The organism is Sphingobacterium sp. HMA12 (genome assembly GCF_002933815.1).
In the GTDB taxonomy this organism is placed as follows: domain Bacteria; phylum Bacteroidota; class Bacteroidia; order Sphingobacteriales; family Sphingobacteriaceae; genus Sphingobacterium.
In genome coordinates this window covers 1,663,537-1,680,840 of the sequence record NZ_BEYR01000001.1, presented here as the reverse complement: position 1 = coordinate 1,680,840, position 17,304 = coordinate 1,663,537, and the positions used below count along the sequence as shown (strand labels likewise).

General features: G+C 42.7%; 13 protein-coding genes and 3 tRNA genes. 11 read left to right on the top strand and 5 right to left on the bottom strand.

Annotated features, from left to right (window positions below; genetic code table 11):
* Positions 1–107 precede the first annotated feature (107 nt).
* The gene (locus HMAT_RS07265; RefSeq protein WP_104382083.1) at positions 108–602 is read left to right on the top strand and encodes a thioredoxin domain-containing protein; all 495 of its coding nucleotides are present in this window, start codon (positions 108–110) and stop codon (positions 600–602) included.
* Between the two features lie 70 nt (positions 603–672).
* Here HMAT_RS07265 and clpB read toward each other — a convergent pair whose 3' ends face one another.
* On the bottom strand, positions 673–3,273 hold the full coding sequence (gene clpB / locus HMAT_RS07260) for an ATP-dependent chaperone ClpB (RefSeq protein ID WP_104383338.1): 2,601 nt from the start codon (positions 3,271–3,273) through the stop codon (positions 673–675).
* 272 nt (positions 3,274–3,545) lie between these two features.
* Between clpB and HMAT_RS07255 the strand changes: the two genes are divergently transcribed.
* The 3 genes from HMAT_RS07255 (at position 3,546) to HMAT_RS07245 (ending at position 3,831) form a co-directional block, all read left to right on the top strand.
* Positions 3,546–3,618: transfer RNA gene (locus HMAT_RS07255), tRNA-Thr, on the top strand.
* 33 nt (positions 3,619–3,651) lie between these two features.
* A tRNA-Thr gene (locus HMAT_RS07250) sits at positions 3,652–3,724 on the top strand.
* A gap of 34 nt (positions 3,725–3,758) precedes the next feature.
* Positions 3,759–3,831, top strand: a tRNA-Thr gene (locus tag HMAT_RS07245).
* Between the two features lie 39 nt (positions 3,832–3,870).
* On the opposite strand, the gene HMAT_RS07240 is transcribed toward HMAT_RS07245, so the two are convergent.
* From HMAT_RS07240 to HMAT_RS07230, 3 genes are all read right to left on the bottom strand, one after another.
* Complete coding sequence (locus HMAT_RS07240) at positions 3,871–5,283, bottom strand: alkaline phosphatase (RefSeq protein ID WP_104382082.1); 1,413 nt, start codon at positions 5,281–5,283, stop codon at positions 3,871–3,873.
* A 106-nt stretch (positions 5,284–5,389) separates the two neighbouring features.
* The gene (locus HMAT_RS07235) at positions 5,390–6,043 is read right to left on the bottom strand and encodes an NAD(P)H-binding protein (protein ID WP_104382081.1); all 654 of its coding nucleotides are present in this window, start codon (positions 6,041–6,043) and stop codon (positions 5,390–5,392) included.
* Between the two features lie 103 nt (positions 6,044–6,146).
* Complete coding sequence (locus HMAT_RS07230) at positions 6,147–6,389, bottom strand: hypothetical protein (RefSeq protein ID WP_104382080.1); 243 nt, start codon at positions 6,387–6,389, stop codon at positions 6,147–6,149.
* A 204-nt stretch (positions 6,390–6,593) separates the two neighbouring features.
* On the opposite strand from HMAT_RS07230, the gene HMAT_RS07225 reads away from it, so the two are divergent.
* Positions 6,594–6,779, top strand: a complete 186-nt coding sequence (locus HMAT_RS07225) for a hypothetical protein (protein WP_104382079.1) — start codon at positions 6,594–6,596, stop codon at positions 6,777–6,779.
* Positions 6,780–6,840: 61 nt separating this feature from the next.
* Here HMAT_RS07225 and HMAT_RS07220 read toward each other — a convergent pair whose 3' ends face one another.
* Complete coding sequence (locus tag HMAT_RS07220; RefSeq protein ID WP_104382078.1) at positions 6,841–7,293, bottom strand: Lrp/AsnC family transcriptional regulator; 453 nt, start codon at positions 7,291–7,293, stop codon at positions 6,841–6,843.
* A gap of 123 nt (positions 7,294–7,416) precedes the next feature.
* Between HMAT_RS07220 and rocD the strand changes: the two genes are divergently transcribed.
* From rocD to HMAT_RS07185, 6 genes are all read left to right on the top strand, one after another.
* Entirely contained in the window at positions 7,417–8,682 is a 1,266-nt protein-coding gene (rocD, locus tag HMAT_RS07215; protein ID WP_305852140.1) for an ornithine--oxo-acid transaminase, read from the top strand.
* Complete coding sequence (locus tag HMAT_RS07210; protein WP_104382077.1) at positions 8,679–9,644, top strand: arginase; 966 nt, start codon at positions 8,679–8,681, stop codon at positions 9,642–9,644. Before rocD ends, HMAT_RS07210 begins: the two co-directional genes overlap by 4 nt.
* 580 nt (positions 9,645–10,224) lie before the next feature.
* Positions 10,225–11,847, top strand: coding sequence for a tetratricopeptide repeat protein (locus HMAT_RS07200; RefSeq protein WP_104382075.1), 1,623 nt, complete (start codon positions 10,225–10,227; stop codon positions 11,845–11,847).
* Between the two features lie 206 nt (positions 11,848–12,053).
* On the top strand, positions 12,054–14,837 hold the full coding sequence (locus HMAT_RS07195; RefSeq protein WP_104382074.1) for a TonB-dependent receptor: 2,784 nt from the start codon (positions 12,054–12,056) through the stop codon (positions 14,835–14,837).
* Between the two features lie 88 nt (positions 14,838–14,925).
* Positions 14,926–16,188 (top strand): hypothetical protein, encoded by a 1,263-nt coding sequence (locus HMAT_RS07190; protein ID WP_104383336.1) that lies wholly within the window; start codon positions 14,926–14,928, stop codon positions 16,186–16,188.
* A gap of 13 nt (positions 16,189–16,201) precedes the next feature.
* Positions 16,202–17,278: a phytase gene (locus HMAT_RS07185; protein ID WP_104382073.1), complete on the top strand. Its 1,077-nt coding sequence runs from the start codon at positions 16,202–16,204 to the stop codon at positions 17,276–17,278.
* Positions 17,279–17,304 lie beyond the last annotated feature (26 nt).

Genomic DNA, 17,304 nt, shown 5'->3' with positions numbered 1-17,304 from the left:
ACGCATTTTTTGTAAAAAAACTAAAATATTGACGAATAGAACCGCATTTTTAAGTATAATTGGTTAAAATTAATTGAATATTCATTGTCAGTTTAAAATTCTTTAACATGAAGTTACTTTGTTCGCTATTTCTTGCCTTTGGATTTTTCCTTTTTCAACCTTTGTTTGCCCAGGCGCCAAAAACGATACCCACATTTACATTCGATGAAGTGTATCAATCCGGTAAGTTCAGTTCGGACAAGTTACCTAAGACAGGCTATATTGTCCTTGATTTTTATGATCCTGGCTGTGGCCATTGTCAAAAAATGGGGGCGGGTATCGCACAGAATATACAGAAGCTCAAAAACGTTACTTTTTACTTTATCTCGATGAACGATAAAGCCTATGTGGATGGATTTATTAATATGCATGCTAAAGCACTGAAAGGGGCCGCTAACGTGAAGTTTTTGTTTGATAGTGGAACACAGTTTATTGAAAAATTTAACCCGAGTAATTATCCGTCCCTTTATATTTATGATGCAAAAACCCGAACATTGGTACAGCATCTTGATGGTGAAGACGATGTGAAAAAATTGCTGAAAGCAGTAGGGGTTTCGAATTAAACGATTATTGTTCCCAAAAGTAAAAGCCCCGTTCATGAGCGGGGCTTTTACTTTTGGGGAACACCAGGTGTTAATCTTCCTGTTTATTGATAAAGACAAATTTTCCGTCGAAGACATCCAGTCGTATGATGGAATCGCGGCTGACTTTGCCGGATAAGATTTCTTTGGAAAGTTCATTCAGGATACGTTTCTGAATGACGCGTTTCAACGGTCTGGCGCCATAGATCGGATCGTAACCGAGTTGTGCCAACCAGTCCATGGCTTCGTCTGAGGCCGTGATAAAGATATTCTGTTCGGCCAGTTGTTTTTGAACATGCGCAAATTGAAGTCTCACAATATCAGCGATTTCATCTCTGCTCAATGGTGTGAACATAATCACCTCGTCAATACGGTTCAGAAACTCTGGACGGATCGACTGTTTAAGCAGCTCAAATACCTCGGTACGTGTTTTTGCAATGATCTCCTCTTTATTGTCATCATCTAAATGACTAAAATTCTCCTGGATGATGTGTGAACCAGTATTCGAGGTCATGATAATGATCGTGTTCTTAAAGTTGACCGTACGGCCTTTATTGTCCGTCAGATGACCATCATCCAGTACCTGCAATAGGATATTAAATACATCTGGATGTGCTTTTTCGATTTCATCCAGCAATACCACCGAATAAGGATGTCTTCGTACAGCCTCTGTGAGCTGACCGCCTTCATCATAACCGACATATCCTGGAGGCGCACCGATCAAACGGGATACAGCATGTCTTTCCTGGTATTCGGACATGTCGATACGCACCATGGACTGTTCGTCATCGAAGAGGAATTCGGCCAGCGCTTTAGCGAGTTCGGTTTTTCCGACTCCGGTTGTGCCGAGGAAAATGAATGAACCAATCGGACGTTTTGCATCATTCAGTCCAGCTCTAGAACGACGAATAGCATCAGAAATCGCCTCAATGGCTTCGTCTTGACCAGCAACCCGTTTGTGAAGCTCTTCTTCCAGATTCAGGAGTTTTTCACGTTCAGACTGAATCATTTTGCTGACAGGGATGCCAGTCCATTTGGCAACGACATCAGCAATATCCTCCGAAGTAACTTCTTCCTTGAGCATGCGTTTGCTTTCCTGTTTCTCAGCCAGTTCAGCTTTCAATTTTTCCACTTTTTCCTGTGCCTCTTTAATCCGTCCGTAACGTAATTCTGCTACTTTGCCGTAATCACCCGAACGTTCAGCCTGTTCGGCTTCAAGCTTATAGTTTTCAATGTTTTCAATTTCCTGGTTTACATTGTCAACTAAGCTTTTCTCCTCTTGCCAAGAAGCCCGTAGGGTATCGCGTTCAGCGGATAGGTTGGCAATGCTTTCTGAAAGTTCCTGTACCTTCTTGTCGTCATTTTCACGTTTCAATGCTTCGCGTTCAATCTCCAGTTGCATGATACGACGCTCCAGTTCATCGACCGCTTCGGGTACGGAGTCCATCTCTAGACGTAATTTAGAAGCTGCTTCGTCAATCAAATCAATAGCTTTGTCTGGTAAAAAGCGATCTGCAATATAACGTTGTGACAGTTCTACTGCGGCAATGATAGATTCATCGAGGATACGTACCTTATGGTGTGTTTCATAACGTTCTTTCAATCCCCGAAGAATGGATATTGCATCCTGGGTGTCCGGTTCTTCCACCATGACTTTTTGGAATCTACGTTCCAAAGCTTTATCTTTTTCGAAGTATTTTTGATATTCATTGAGTGTAGTAGCACCGATGGCACGTAGCTCACCTCTGGCCAGGGCAGGTTTTAAGATGTTTGCGGCATCCATTGCACCTTCACCGCCACCAGCACCGACCAAGGTATGGATTTCATCTATGAATAGAATGATCTCCCCATTGGAATCGGTTACTTCTTTGACAACCGCTTTTAGACGTTCCTCAAATTCACCTTTGTATTTGGCTCCGGCCACGAGGGCACCCATATCCAAAGAAAAAACAATTTTGGATTTGAGGTTCTCCGGTGCATCGCCTTTGATAATCCGGTAGGCAATTCCTTCAGCAATAGCTGTTTTACCGACCCCGGGTTCACCAACGAGGATAGGGTTGTTTTTGGTGCGTCGTGAAAGGATTTGCATGACACGTCTAATTTCCTCGTCCCGACCGATGACCGGATCAAGCTTGCCGGACTCAGCATATTCGTTTAGATTACGGGCGTATTTGCCCAATGCATTATAGGTCGCCTCCGCATTTTGATCGGTCACCCGGCTGTTGCCACGTAGTTCTTTAATAGCAGTCTTTAAATCTTTCTCGGTCACCCCCTGCGACTTTAATAGGGTGGATGTTTTGTCCGAAGTGGCCAATATACCCAATAGCAAGTGCTCAACAGATACAAATTCATCGTTGAATTCTTTGAGGTAACCTTGCGCTTTTTGTAGCGCATTGTTGGCATCACTGCTCAGATAGATATTGCTGCCGCTTACTTTTGGGAAGCGCTCGATTTGCTTATCCAGCTCAGTGCCAAGGTAAGTGACATTGACGTTCAATTTTTTTAAGAGGTGGCTGACAACATTTTCATCCACAGTCAGTAATGCTTTTAATATATGTGCTGTCTCGATGGCCTGTTGTTGATTACCAGCGGCAATCTCTGAAGCTTTTTGTATAGCCTCTTGGGCTTTGATCGTGTAATTGTTAAAGTTCATATTGTATCGCTTAATTAAAGTTTTGTTGCTGTGCTTCATCTATAACAATTGAAATGCCATTCGGGTTTTATGCGCTGTTTCGGAAAAAATGACATTAATATTTATTGAATCATGACAAATTTTCATGATGTAAAAATAATGCGGTTGATTTCTAATTATTTGGCGTGCCGAGGGCAAAAATTATAACGGCGGACTTGCATTTTTGATTTAGGCTTTCGATATTTGCAGCATCTTAAAACAGACAATCGTTTTAAAATTGAAAAGAAGTTAACGCCTCTTTAGCTCAGCTGGTAGAGCAACTGACTTGTAATCAGTAGGTCATTGGTTCGATCCCGATAAGAGGCTCTTCGAGTACTACTCATCAAACTTCTTTAAAAAGCCTCTTTAGCTCAGCTGGTAGAGCAACTGACTTGTAATCAGTAGGTCATTGGTTCGATCCCGATAAGAGGCTCTTTGAGCGACACTCATTAAAATTCATTTAAAAGGCCTCTTTAGCTCAGCTGGTAGAGCAACTGACTTGTAATCAGTAGGTCATTGGTTCGATCCCGATAAGAGGCTCAAAAAATCCCCAAGAATTATCTTGGGGATTTTTTGTTTTTAATCCAGACTTAGTTTGGCAGCTATTGCTATTTTTTTCGGTATATCGGTATTGTCCATTTTTTGATTAAACTGTTCAGCGCCCACGCCAATGGCGTAGACGGGCGCATAGGCTGCCGAATGGTTGTTGGAAGCCCAGGCAATTGAGCCCATGCGGTTTAGTATGGCAATACTTAAAGCGGCGATTTTGTCATCATTTGCATACAAACTTTTGGCGGTTTCATTTTGATGCTCCACAAAGCTTCGTTGAAAGGCTTCTTTCAACTTTTTGTCGTCATCTGCGTTCACTTTTACCTGATTATACAGACCTGTATGTGTCGAAAGTAAGTTTTTCAAATCATCCCAAGAAGCATTTGCGTTGCCTTTGCGCAGATTACCGATTTCATTTGACAGTTCGGCATGTGATAGTTTTTGGTTGGCCAGCAATTTCGTTTTTAATGTCGAGCTACCGTTGCCGATTCCCAATCCGCCTGTTTCGTGGTCTGCTGTCACGACAATAAGCGTTTCATTGGGATGTTGCTTATAGAATTCAAAGACTAGTTCCGCAGCGGAATTAAAGTCTAGCACCTCCTGGATGGTGGTAGCTGCATCATTGGCGTGGCAGGCCCAGTCTATTTTTCCACCTTCAACCATTAAAAAGAACCCATTTTTATTGTTCAGTTCCAGGGACTGTATAGCCGCGGCAGTAATGTCGGCGAGCTTTAGGTCGTTGGGCTTTTGATCTATGGCATATTTTAAGGCATCAGTCGCTGTTCCATCTGTGTTCATGAGGATAATTTTATCGGATTTGCGCGGGTATTGCATATAGGCATCTTTTCCCTTCAAAATCCGATATCCTGCTTTTTCGAATAGTGGAAAAAGGGAAGGTGCCGGCTTTTTGTCAAAGCTTGTTTCAGGTTTTAGGAAATTGGATCCGCCAAAGAAGTCAAAATTGGAACTGATAATTTCTTTTCCAATTTCGTAGTACATATCGCGGTCAGGCTGATGGGCATAAAACGAAGCCGGCGTAGCATGGTCTATACTCACACTTGTGATGATACCGACTTTCTTTCCTTTTTCCTTGGCTGCATAAGCGATACTTTTGTACGCTACTGTTCCGGTGCTGTCCATACCGATAACACCATTTTTAGTCTTTTTGCCTACGGCAAGTGCGGTACCGCCGGCTCCGGAATCGGTAACGCCATTGGACAGGGAATGCGTGGAAGCAAAGCCCACATGGGGGAATCGGGTAAACACGAGCGGTATGGTACTGTTTTTTTGCTGGATTTCGGCACGGTGTATTTCCGTCAGGTTGACTTGATTGAGGCCCATTCCATCTCCGATCAGGTAAAAGATATATTTCGCTTCTTGGCTAAAAGCCGGAAATACCTGGATAAATGCAAAGAGGAGGAGGAATAAAAAGTGTTTTTTCATTAGCGTGATAAATAATAATAAATGTCCGCAAATTAACAAGTAAGCATTAGCTAATTGTTAATTCATTATTATCTATGCTCTTTATACAACCTTTGATGCGTTGCTGTTACTCTGCTATTTTCGATAATTGTTTGATGTCTTTTACAGAGATGATGTTGACGGGATCTTGACAGCTGCGGATAGCCTGCAGCATCGCCATAGCTACGCGGGCAACAGGAAGTGCTTCATACGTCTTGAATAGGCCAATACGGTTAAATGCCTTTAATGCATTTATGCCAATCTTTTCACCTAAACGGTCCGTGTTTGGACGGATCAAACCGCCGGGTTGCACAATAATAAGCTTGCCAAAATCAAGAGCCTTAACATGTTGTTCTAGACTTCCTTTCATTCGATTGTAGAAAATTTTCGATCCAGCATCAGCATTAACTGCCGACAGCAATACAAAACAGGGGATTTCATTTTTCTTGGCAAGAGCTGCAAATTGCAGATTGAGGTCATGATCCACTTTCCATTGGGCATCTTTGCTACCCGCATCTTTGGCTGTTGTGCCCAGACAGGAAATAGCGACATCACCCCGAATATGCTGTTCAAATTCCTGTAGCTTATTGAAGTCCACAATGATCTGCTGTAATTTGGGCTGCTCTTCAAATGTCTTGCGACGTAGGAGGACGATAACTTCAGTGAATTCCGCTGAGTTCAATAAATCTTGCACAAGTATTCTTCCGGTTGCACCGGAACCGCCGATTAAGACTGCTCTCATGTTGTTTGTTTTTTTGTGTTCCACACCAAATGATTTACAGGTCAATCCTGTTGATCATCATTACTTTATTGCTATTGTTAAGCCTGGGGCTTATACCTTAAACTTAATCTTTATAGTTTGGCTTTCCGGGAGTGAAGCGTACAATGGATTGATCCAGTCGCAGGGTATCGGCCACAGTGATCAGGTCTTCCTCAACAATAAAGTTTTGATCAATAGATGTTTTTATTGTTGTAAAATCTTCTTGATCGGCGTCTTGAAAATAGAGGAGGGATTGAATGGTTGATACCGCTACGAGTTCGAGCAATTCATCTTCACCTTCATAGCCAACATAGAAAAAATCTGCCATAATTATGCAATTTGCTTTCATACGAATATACCTTATTTAATCTTAAATCAGCTATTTTAGATCGAAAAACTTAGTGACGGAGTTCATATTTTAATAATTGCCGAATTTTAATTTTCTTGATGAGGAGGTTTATTTCCCTCGTAAAAATGCCTTATATTTGAGGTAAGCGTTTGGTATAAATGTTAACAATAAGATTATATAAAGATGGATAAAGAGCAGATACAAAATTGGTTGGATAATGGATACGATATACTGCATCATGGGAGACCGGTTAAAGTTGAGGGCGATTTGTGGGATTATATAGATGGATTGGGAAGTTATGAAAACGTGTACGTGTTGCGGGAATTGATTTATTGGACGGAAGATGAGCTGGCAAATATCGGAAAGTAACAGCGGGGTCCTGAATCCATCGTTGTTGCCATAGATTCAAGACCAGGTGCGCAAGCTTTTGTTAAAGGATAATATTGCGTTTAAAAGCGCAACCCAATTCGATGAGTGAATCCGTTTTTGCGATGCCGGGAATATTGTCAATTTTTTCATACAGCAACTGGCGCATATGCTCATGGTTTTTGGCGATAATCTTAATGTATAAGGTGTAGTTTCCTGTGATGTAATAACATTCTGTTACCTCAGGAATCTTTTTCAATTCAGCGATAATACGGCTTGAATCATGATCTTTTTCGAGACTTAAGCCCGTAAAAGCCCCCCAATCATAGCCTAATTTTTTTTCATTCAATACAGGTTTTATGCCTGTTAATATGCCCTGTTCCATGAGGCGATTGATACGTTGGTGGATCATGGTGTTGGATACGCCCAATGCAGTAGCGATTGCGGAATAGGCCATCCGTCCATCTGCATCTAGGTATTTTAAAATCTGAAGGTCAAATTCATCTATGCCATTCATTGTTATGTAGGTTTAAAAGTTAATTTTAATATTTTGAAGCTAATTTAGTGTTAAATTTTATTATTTTATCGTAAAAATAGTAAAAATTGTATATTTGTTATTATTTGAAATAAAATCCAAATTATGAGTATGGTATCTACAAGAGGAAATGGCGCGGCATTTATTGCTAAGGAAGAAAAATATGGAGCGCACAACTATCACCCTTTACCGGTTGTGTTGGAGCGTGCAGCAGGTGTTATGGTTCAAGATGTTGACGGTAAGTCTTACTTTGATTTTCTGTCGGCTTATTCTGCAGTCAATCAGGGACATTGCCATCCGCGGATCATTGCTGCATTGACGGACCAAGCCCAAAAGTTGACCTTGACCTCACGTGCTTTCTATAACAATAAATTAGGGGATTTTGAGGAAATGATCTGCAAGCTATTCGGATTCGATAAAGCGTTGGTCATGAACTCTGGTGTGGAGGCGGTTGAGACAGCCATGAAGCTCTGCCGTAAGTGGGCCTACCAGGTGAAGGGTATTGCACAGAATCAGGCTAAAATAGTTTTTGCCAAAGATAATTTTCATGGGCGTACCATTTCAGTGATATCTGCTTCAAATGATACGACCGCGACCAATGATTTTGGTCCTTTTGTGGAAGGGGTTGCTTTGGTGCCTTATAATAATATTGAGGCGCTGGAAGAATTGTTCAGACAGGATAAAAATATTGCCGGATTTATTGTGGAGCCCATTCAGGGTGAAGCAGGTATTGTGGTTCCCGATGCAGATTATTTGGAACGTGTACGTCAATTGTGTACGACCTATAATGTACTCTTTATTGCGGATGAAATCCAGACAGGTATCGCAAGAACCGGAAGTATGTTGGCTTCTTATGCCATTGACGATGCGGACAGTGCTAGTAAGCCGGATGTATTGATATTGGGTAAGGCCCTATCTGGAGGCGTATTGCCGGTGTCAGCGGTGTTGGCTGACGATGCTATTATGTTATGCATCAAGCCGGGGGAGCATGGTTCTACCTATGGCGGCAATCCTTTGGCCTGCGCAGTCGCTATGGAGGCATTACAGGTTGTGCTGGATGAAGGTCTGATCAGGAATGCACGTCAAATGGGCGATCTATTTTTGGAAGGATTACGGAAGATTGCAGCTAAATTGGACATCATCACCGAGATTAGGGGTAAAGGACTGTTGACCGCCATTGTAATCAATGCCAGTGAAGAAAGTGACTTGGCCTGGAAAATCTGTCTTGAGTTTAAGGAGAATGGCTTGCTGGCAAAACCTACCCATGGCAACAAGATTCGTTTGGCCCCACCACTGGTTATTACCGAAAGCCAGATTAACAGCTGTCTGGAGATAATCGAGCGATCGTTGACTAATGTGACTGCACGATGAAGAAAATGATTGAATTGATCAAAAATAGGTCGGATATCGGTGCGGGGACCAGAGGTTCTGATTTAGGAATTGATGCTATTGAGATTGCGGCGATCAATAAAGGTAGTCAGTATTTTATCAATTATCCTTTTGTGGATGTGCCTACCCGAAATAGTTCCATTTATCAAAATGATAATCATCCTTTCGGTAAGCATATTCAGCAGATTTACGAGCAATGCAAACAAGTAGCTTCCACTGTGGAGGACAGTCTGTCTGCTGGTAATTTCCCGGTGGTATTTTCGGGCGACCATTCTTCGGCAATGGGCACAATCAGTGGGATCAAGTCGGCTTATCCAGATAAAAAATTAGGGGTGATCTGGATTGACGCCCATGCAGATATTCATTCACCATATACAACCCCTTCTGGTAATATGCATGGTATGCCCCTTGCTGCGATGCTGAATGAAGATAATTTGTCCTGTAAAATCAATGAAATTGATCAATCAACGCAGGAATTCTGGAATAAGCTGAAACGTATTGCCGGACCGGCCGAGAAGATACAGCGTTCGAATTTAATCTATTTTGGCGTTCGAGATACCGAGGAGCCTGAGGATCTGCTGATTGAGCTTTTAGGTATAAAAAATTACCGCGTCGAAGAAATTCGTCAACGGGGCATTGAAGACTGTGTGGCTGAGGCATTAGCCAATTTGAAGGACTGCGATATGATTTATATCTCTTTTGATGTGGACAGTATGGATAGTGAATTGATTTCGGACGGTACAGGGACACCTGTTCCCAAGGGTTTTATGCCAAAGGAAATCGTGTTGATATTGGAAGAAATCATCCGTTCGGAAAAAGTAACCTGTCTGGAGATTGTCGAAGTAAATCCGCTGCTGGACAATAAAGGAAATAAGATGGCTGAGGTCGCTTTTGATATTTTAGAACGGATAACGCCTTTGATTGAGCTTAAATCTGGGTATTGATCGGTAGCACGACTTTGTTGCGATTGATCTTGGCTTAGGTTAGCCGCTATGCCAGCTGTATTTTAACTGCAATTAAACAAAATGTTCTGTAGTGTACCTGTATTAATATTTAATAAATCAACAGGTGCCAAGGGGTGTTCGATGCTAAGATCGAACACCCCTTATTTTTTTTCTGTTTTCAGGGTTAGCTTCCTGACAGTAGCTATGGAAAAGTTCTATTCTCAGGCAATTCGCTTCCACATGGTCAGGCCATTTCCTGTTTATGGAAGGGACTTCGTTGCTAGTAACCTACGTCCAACATGGCCCATTAAAAGTTATTTCCTTACTGTTTCTTTGGTATTATACCAAAGAAACAGTAAGGAAATAGCAAAGATTATGCAAGCCTGTTCCCTAGGAAGTCCGAAGAAATGGCCTAGAAACGGTAAAGAATAAGCAGAGAAATACCAACGAAAAAGTATGCTTTTTCTCCTGTTGAGCTTGTGATGTAGATTGTCCTTTGCGGCATATTAAGTTTAATCGGATTTAATATTTTCTTAACATGTTTCCGCTTAAATTTGCCTAGCGATTATTTACTGCAAAAATGAGGATCTCTTATAACATTATATTTTCGGTTGTCATTCTGATACAACTTTTTTTCTCACAGCTGACTACGGCGCAAGTTGATTCATTTAAGGAGATTCGGGTAATAAGTCAAAACTATCCGGATTCAGCGATTACCTTAGTCAAAAAACGTTATGCGAAAGCCGTCAATGACCGTGATCTACTACTGCAGGGAAATTGCTTACAGGCGATCGGTTGGTTGTGTGTCAATCAGGGACATTATGCTCAGGCCCAAGATTATTATTTTCAGGCAGACCGTATCTATACGCAGCTCCATGCGAAACAGGCGCTGGGATCCAACTGGACTGATATTGGCGAGCTCAATATTTTTAATAAGCAACATCATGTCGCGAAAGAATACTTTAACAAGGCTTTGTACGCATTTAAAAGTGAAAATGACCGAAATGGCGAAGCTTCAGTCTTGGGAAATATCGGCCATCTTTTTGAAAAAGAGGGAAATTATGATTCAGCCTTTGTCTATCAAAAGCAGGCTTTGACGATTTACCGTGAACAGGCGAACCGCAACGGTGAAGCCAAGATTCATGAAAACCTGGGCAGTATCTACGAGGATCTGGGCAAATATGACAGCGCCTATGCACATTTTGAAAAGGCGAGTAATTTGTATCAGGAAACGCAGGACAATTATGGAAACATTGTGGTCATGAATAACATGGGGGATATCTTTCGAAAAACAAATAAATATTCCGAAAGTATTCGGCTAACCCAGCTCGCTTTCCGCTTGGCTGAAAACCTTGGAGATGTCTATCAGATGGCATCAACGACAAAAGATCTCAGTAAAACATACGCCTTAAGCGGGCAGATAGATAGTGCCTATTTCTATGCAGAGCGGAGCAGAAAACTCGTGTTGGAACTTTATAGTGTGGATGGGGCCCGTCATACCGCTTTCTTTCAGGCACTGTATGACATGAACCAAAAGGCGGAGGAAATAGAAAAACTACAGACCAACAAACGGATGAATTCCATCTTGCTGCTGGGCACAATCCTCGTACTGATCTTATTGAGCATACTTTCTTATGTGCTCTATAGCCGGCAAAAAATAAAGATCAAAACACAGATCGCAGAATCACGCAAACAGGAAGCGGAGCGCGAATTGGCTGAAATAGCGCTCAAAAACCAGCTGCTAGAAGACAAGCAACTCAAACAGGAACTGACCCTGAAAGAAAAAGAACTTACATCGCATACGCTTAACCTTATCCGTAGCAATCAATTTCTGGAAGAACTACGGGAAGAACTGAAGACCTTGGTCAAGGATGAACGAAGGGATCAGAAGAAACCGATGCAGCGCTTAGTGCAGCAGATCGGTGAACATATTACACAAGGTATCCATTGGAAAGAATTCATGGGCACCTTCGAGCGTGTGCATCATAGTTTTTTTGAAAAGCTTATCAAGCTGTTTCCCGATCTTACCGCCGCCGATATGCGCCTGATCGCGTTGCTAAAAATTAATCTCAACAATACCGATATCGCAATTCTTTTGGGGATCTCCCAGGACAGCCTTCGGGTAGCCAGACACCGGTTAAGGAAAAAACTAAAATTGGAACAGGGTGAGGATCTCGCAGGATATCTTCTCCGCATTTCATGATTTCTTAACATAAGGGTAATCGAACTTTAATGGCGTTTATTGTAGGTGTAAGTGGCTTTATTTCAATTATTTATTTTTTATTGTTTCCCTGTTGTCTAGTCTTGTTTTTGGTTTGTTTCTTTCTTGTAACGCCAAAGATTTTGTGAATCTGTTGCAGGCATTCATATTTGCAGCAACAATCAAAGATTCATAATAATCTATTAAAAATGAAAAACGTTTTAACGGTATTGCTTGCCTCCAGTATTTCGATCAGCGCCGCTTATGCGACGAAGATCAAGGGGAAAGTTCTGGATGGACAAACAGGGGAAGCCATTGTCGGTGCTACCGTGTTCCTCGAACAAAGTGGTTTGTCAACCAAGACGCAACTGGATGGTTCATTTGAATTCAAAGGTCTATCCGCAGGTATAGATAAAGTACATATCCGACATGTGGCCTATGCGGAACTCGTCAGGGAGATTGAGATAAAAAAAGAAGATACCCCTCATTTTAAGTTTCAGCTTACCTCAAGTGAGCAGACGTTAATGGAGGTAACGATCAAGGGACAGCGCAACGGTGGTGATGACGATCCGAGTGCCCGCCGACTGGAAAAAAATGCTTCACAGGTCATGAATGTGGTATCGGCCAGGGCAATTGAAATCTCTCCAGATATTACGGTGGCAAACGTTGTGCAGCGTGTTTCGGGCGTTTCAATCGAACGCAATTCAAATGGCGAGGGCCAGTATGCGATTTTAAGGGGAATGGACAAACGTTATAATACGACTTTGGTCAATGGTGTGAAAGTACCCAGTCCGGACAATAAATACCGCTATGTACCGCTGGACTTATTCCCGTCCGATATGTTGGAACGATTAGAAGTCTATAAATCGCTGACACCAAATATGGAAGCAGATGCCATCGGCGGTGTCGTGAATATGGTGATGAAATCCGCACCGAGCAAACTCTTCTTTCAGGCGAATCTGGCTACAGGTTATAGTCAACGGTATTTTAATCAGGATTTTGGTGGTTTCTCCAGTAGCGCTGTGTCGTCAAAGTCGCCTTATGAGCTACATGGAAAAAATTACAATGCCACTGCCGCTGATTTTGATCGGGGCACATTGAACTATACGTTTAAGAAACCTACACCAGATCTTATTGGTAATTTGACGGTTGGGAGCCGTTACTTGAATGATAGGTTGGGTGTAATATTGGGGTTGAGCTACCAAAATCTTTACCGTGGCAGTCATTCCATTTTTTACAAATCTTCGGTCAATAACACCAATCCGAATGCGATCATCTCCGAAAAGGATGATCGGCAATATGATGAGCAGCAACAGCGCCTGGGGGTGCATAACAAGATAGACTACCGATTGAATGCCAATCATCGGCTGAGTTTTTACCAGATGTTTGTGAATCTGAATAATCTACAATTGCGCGATGCGGTCAATACAATTTATAATGGACAGTATGATCCGAGTATCGGCAATTCTGAACTGACGTATGTGACCCGGACCAGAAAGACCGAACAGCAGATTTACAATGGTAATCTACAGGGTGATCATCATTTTCTGGATAACCGCTTGAACTTCCGCTGGTCCGGTGTGCTGTCATCCGCCCGCAATGAATTGCCGCAGAATACGACAATTAGTTTGGATGGTATCGAAGAGAATTTTCAACGCAGACGGACTTCCTTGGTCAATAGGTCTCCGGTGACTTATCGCTGGGAGCGGAATACGGATGATGACCGTGCCGGATATTGGGATCTTGCGTATAGGGTGCCGTTGGCGGCGAATAAACTGGAGCTGTCGACCGGTGGGTTGTATCGTGACAAACAGCGGAGCAGTTTCTATAACAATTACAATCTATCTCCAATTGCCAGTGAAGCGAAGTACCAATATGGCGTGGATTTTCAGGACTATACGGATTTGAATCTCACGGTAAGCAATCCGACGGGTGCCGTACGGAATCCGCTGACCTACGATGCCAGCGAGAAAACCACCGCTGCCTATGGGATGTTCAACTATGAGAATGACAAAATTCAAATGATCGGTGGTATACGGATGGAGTACTCTAAGCAAGGTTATAAATTGTTGTTTCCGGATGGTGAAGAAAGACCGGAGGGCTCCCGGACCTATACCGAATGGTTGCCTAGTTTGACCATGAAATATCACCTGGATAGTAAGCAGCAGTTTCATGGGGCATATTATCGAGCATTAAACCGCCCGGGTTTCTATGAGGTTGTGCCATCGCGGGTATTAAATGAAGAATTCTGGGAACGCGGAAATGCGGATTTGAAACATGCACTTGCGGATAATTTTGACTTACGTTATGAGTTATTTCCGGAGCCTTCATCGCAATTTCTTGCCGGGCTATTCTATAAGAGGATTAAAAATCCGATCGAATATACCTTTCAGCCTGATGAAATTCGGGGGCAGGATGTGTACTATATGCCGGGTAATTTTGGAACGGCCAACAATTTCGGTGTAGAGTTGGATTTTATTAAATACATTCAAAAATTCGGTGTTAAAGCCAATTATACCTATACTCATTCACGGATCACCACACCGAAAAAATCTCGTATCATCAATGAGGTCACACAGGATCTGGATCCAATCCTCGTGGATCAGACCCGGCCTCTTCATGGGCAGGCAGCCCATATTGCCAATCTATCTTTGCTGTATAAGGATGCAAACAAGGGGTGGGAGGGACAGTTGGCTGGATCTTATACGGGTTCACGGATCAATTCGGTATCGGAATTTTTAAATGCCGATTTATGGCAGAAAGGATTTATCCAGCTGGATGCTTCCATAGAAAAGAAATTCAACGCGGGCTGGGCGGTTTTTGCCAAAGCAAATAACCTGTTGAACACGCCCATGGAACTTTATGTAAAGGGGAAAAATCCAGAAAATGATAAGATCGCCGAGAAAATAGTGGAAGGTGGCAACACGCTTATCCGTAAGGATCTATACGGTCAGAACTATATCCTTGGTTTACGTTATTCTTTTAAGAAATAAGCGTCTGCACGAACTGTTTGCCAAAAATAATTCCATTGAATTTAAACAAAGAACGCCCATCTGAACGATGGTGGAAAAATATTTACAGATGAAAAATAACTTTATTATTCTGCTCATTTCCCTTGCGATGGTAGGGATGACGGCTTGTGAGAAAGCAAATAGCGATGTGGACACCTCCGATGCCAATGGTAGTGCGATAGGTGAGGTAACAGGCATATGGAGCAAAGGTACCGTACAGCGTATCACGGGGGATATCATTATTCCCGAAGGAAAGTCCCTTACTATTGAGGAAGGTGTAACGGTGCTGATGGATCCGGACAATAAGCCTGAGATAGTTGTACTGGGCAACCTGTATGTGCTGGGTACAACCGAGAGCCCCGTGAAATTTACGGTGGAGGATTCTTATAAAACCAAAGAAAATGAATTTGGAAAACTTTGGGGCGGTATTTTGGCTGCGCCAAGCTGTAAGGAACTGGTTTTGGATAATGCGTATTTAGAATATGGTGGTGCGGTTACCTCGGATGCATCGACTTCGGTGAAGATGAGGCTTTACAAACAGAAGGCGGGAGAAGCGCTACCTGCTTTGTGGTTTTCCAATGTGGAAGGGAAATTGATTGTTCAAAATAGCACGATCAGTCATTTTTATGAAGACTGTACTTATATTGAAGGGGGTAAAATTATCTTCGCTAACAACCGTTTCTTTTCGAATGGTGTAACGGGTGGCGAGGCGATGAATTTTAAATCGGGCTGTCTGGCTGATGTGGCTTACAATTTGGTCTACAGTGTCAACACCAATGCGCTGAAGCTTTCCAACTCCGGCGACCGCACACCGCAAGCGCATATCATTGTTTATAACAACACCATGCTCAATACGGGTTGGCGTAGACCGACTGCTAAGGGGGGCTCTATTTGGCTGGAAGCTTCGGTAAAAGCAGAGATCTACAATAATCTTTTTGCCAATACACGGTTTGGTGTTAAACGTGATGCCAAAAATCCGGAAGATAGCCGCTCGGTTTCGAGCAACAACTGGTATTATGGCTATGATCAATTGACGGTGGACCAATTTCAGGTCGGAAAGAATGATATTGTAGGCGGTACCAATGATGTCAGAGGTAAAACCGCTGGCGATAACAATCCTAAATTCACCGCATACCCATTGGAAACTGCGGTTAGTAACTATGTGTTTGATTTAGCCTGGGATTTCCATCTACAGGGAAATTCGCCAGCACTAAAAGCCGGCACATCCGCTTTTAAGCCACATTTTATGGATGGCTTACTGCTGTCCAATGGTTTATCCTATATCTCGCCAAAGCCCGCGACCTATGTCGGTGCTTTTGGTGCCAAATTTTAATTAACGCAATAGCATGACAACTTTAAAAACAACACTATTTTTTTGTCTGGCAGCCTCAACATTGCTGCAGACCGCCTGCAACAACTCTCAGTCCGGTACTTCCGCAACGGATACGATCAAACCGGTCATTGTTACTGATGCAGTACGATATGACTCCGACGATCCTGCGATCTGGATCAATAAGACCGATCCCGGCAAGAGCCTGGTCATTGCTACGGACAAAGATGCGGACGGTGCTTTATTTGTGTATGATTTACAGGGGAAAATTGTTTCGGATAAAGTGGTTTCTAATCTGAGGCGCCCCAATAATGTGGATATCGCTTATGGATTGCTGTTGGGCGGCAAAACTGTCGATATCGCTGTTACGACCGAACGTATGACCCATAAGTTACGTATATTCTCGTTGCCCGATATGAAACCAATTGACGGAGGGGGATTGGATATGTTTGTAGGCGAGACGGAGCCAGAATTCAGGGATCTGATGGGTATTGCACTTTACACATCGTCGAAAGGTGAAATCTATGCGATTGTGGGACGCAAAAACGGTCCTAAGGAGGGTTATTTAGGTCAGTATTTACTGGAAGATAACGGTGCTGGCGTCGTGAAAGCAACCTTAGTCCGTAAGTTTGGCTCATTTAGTGGAAAAAAAGAAATTGAAGCCATCGCCGTGGACAATGAACTGGGCTATATCTACTATTCAGACGAGCAGGTAGGGGTAAAGCAGTATTATGCAGATCCGGCGAAGGGAAATCAGCAGTTGGCCATTTTTGCGACCGAAGGCTTTAAAGAAGATCATGAGGGTATTTCCATTTATAAGCTGACAGATAGCACAGGTTATATCCTGGTCTCCGATCAGGGAGCCAACCGCTTTCAGATTTTTAGCCGTGAGGGAACAAAGGCCAACCCATTTGAACATACCTATTTGAAGACAGTGCCTGTTATGGCCACGCAAAGTGACGGTTCGGAGGTCGTGTCTTCCCGTCTAAACGACAGCTTTCAACATGGTTTATTTGTAGCCATGAGCGATGATAAAACTTTTCATTATTATCATTGGGAAGATATTGCTGGAAAGGACCTGAAAATGAAATAATCTTTTGGAAGAATTGATAATGCATA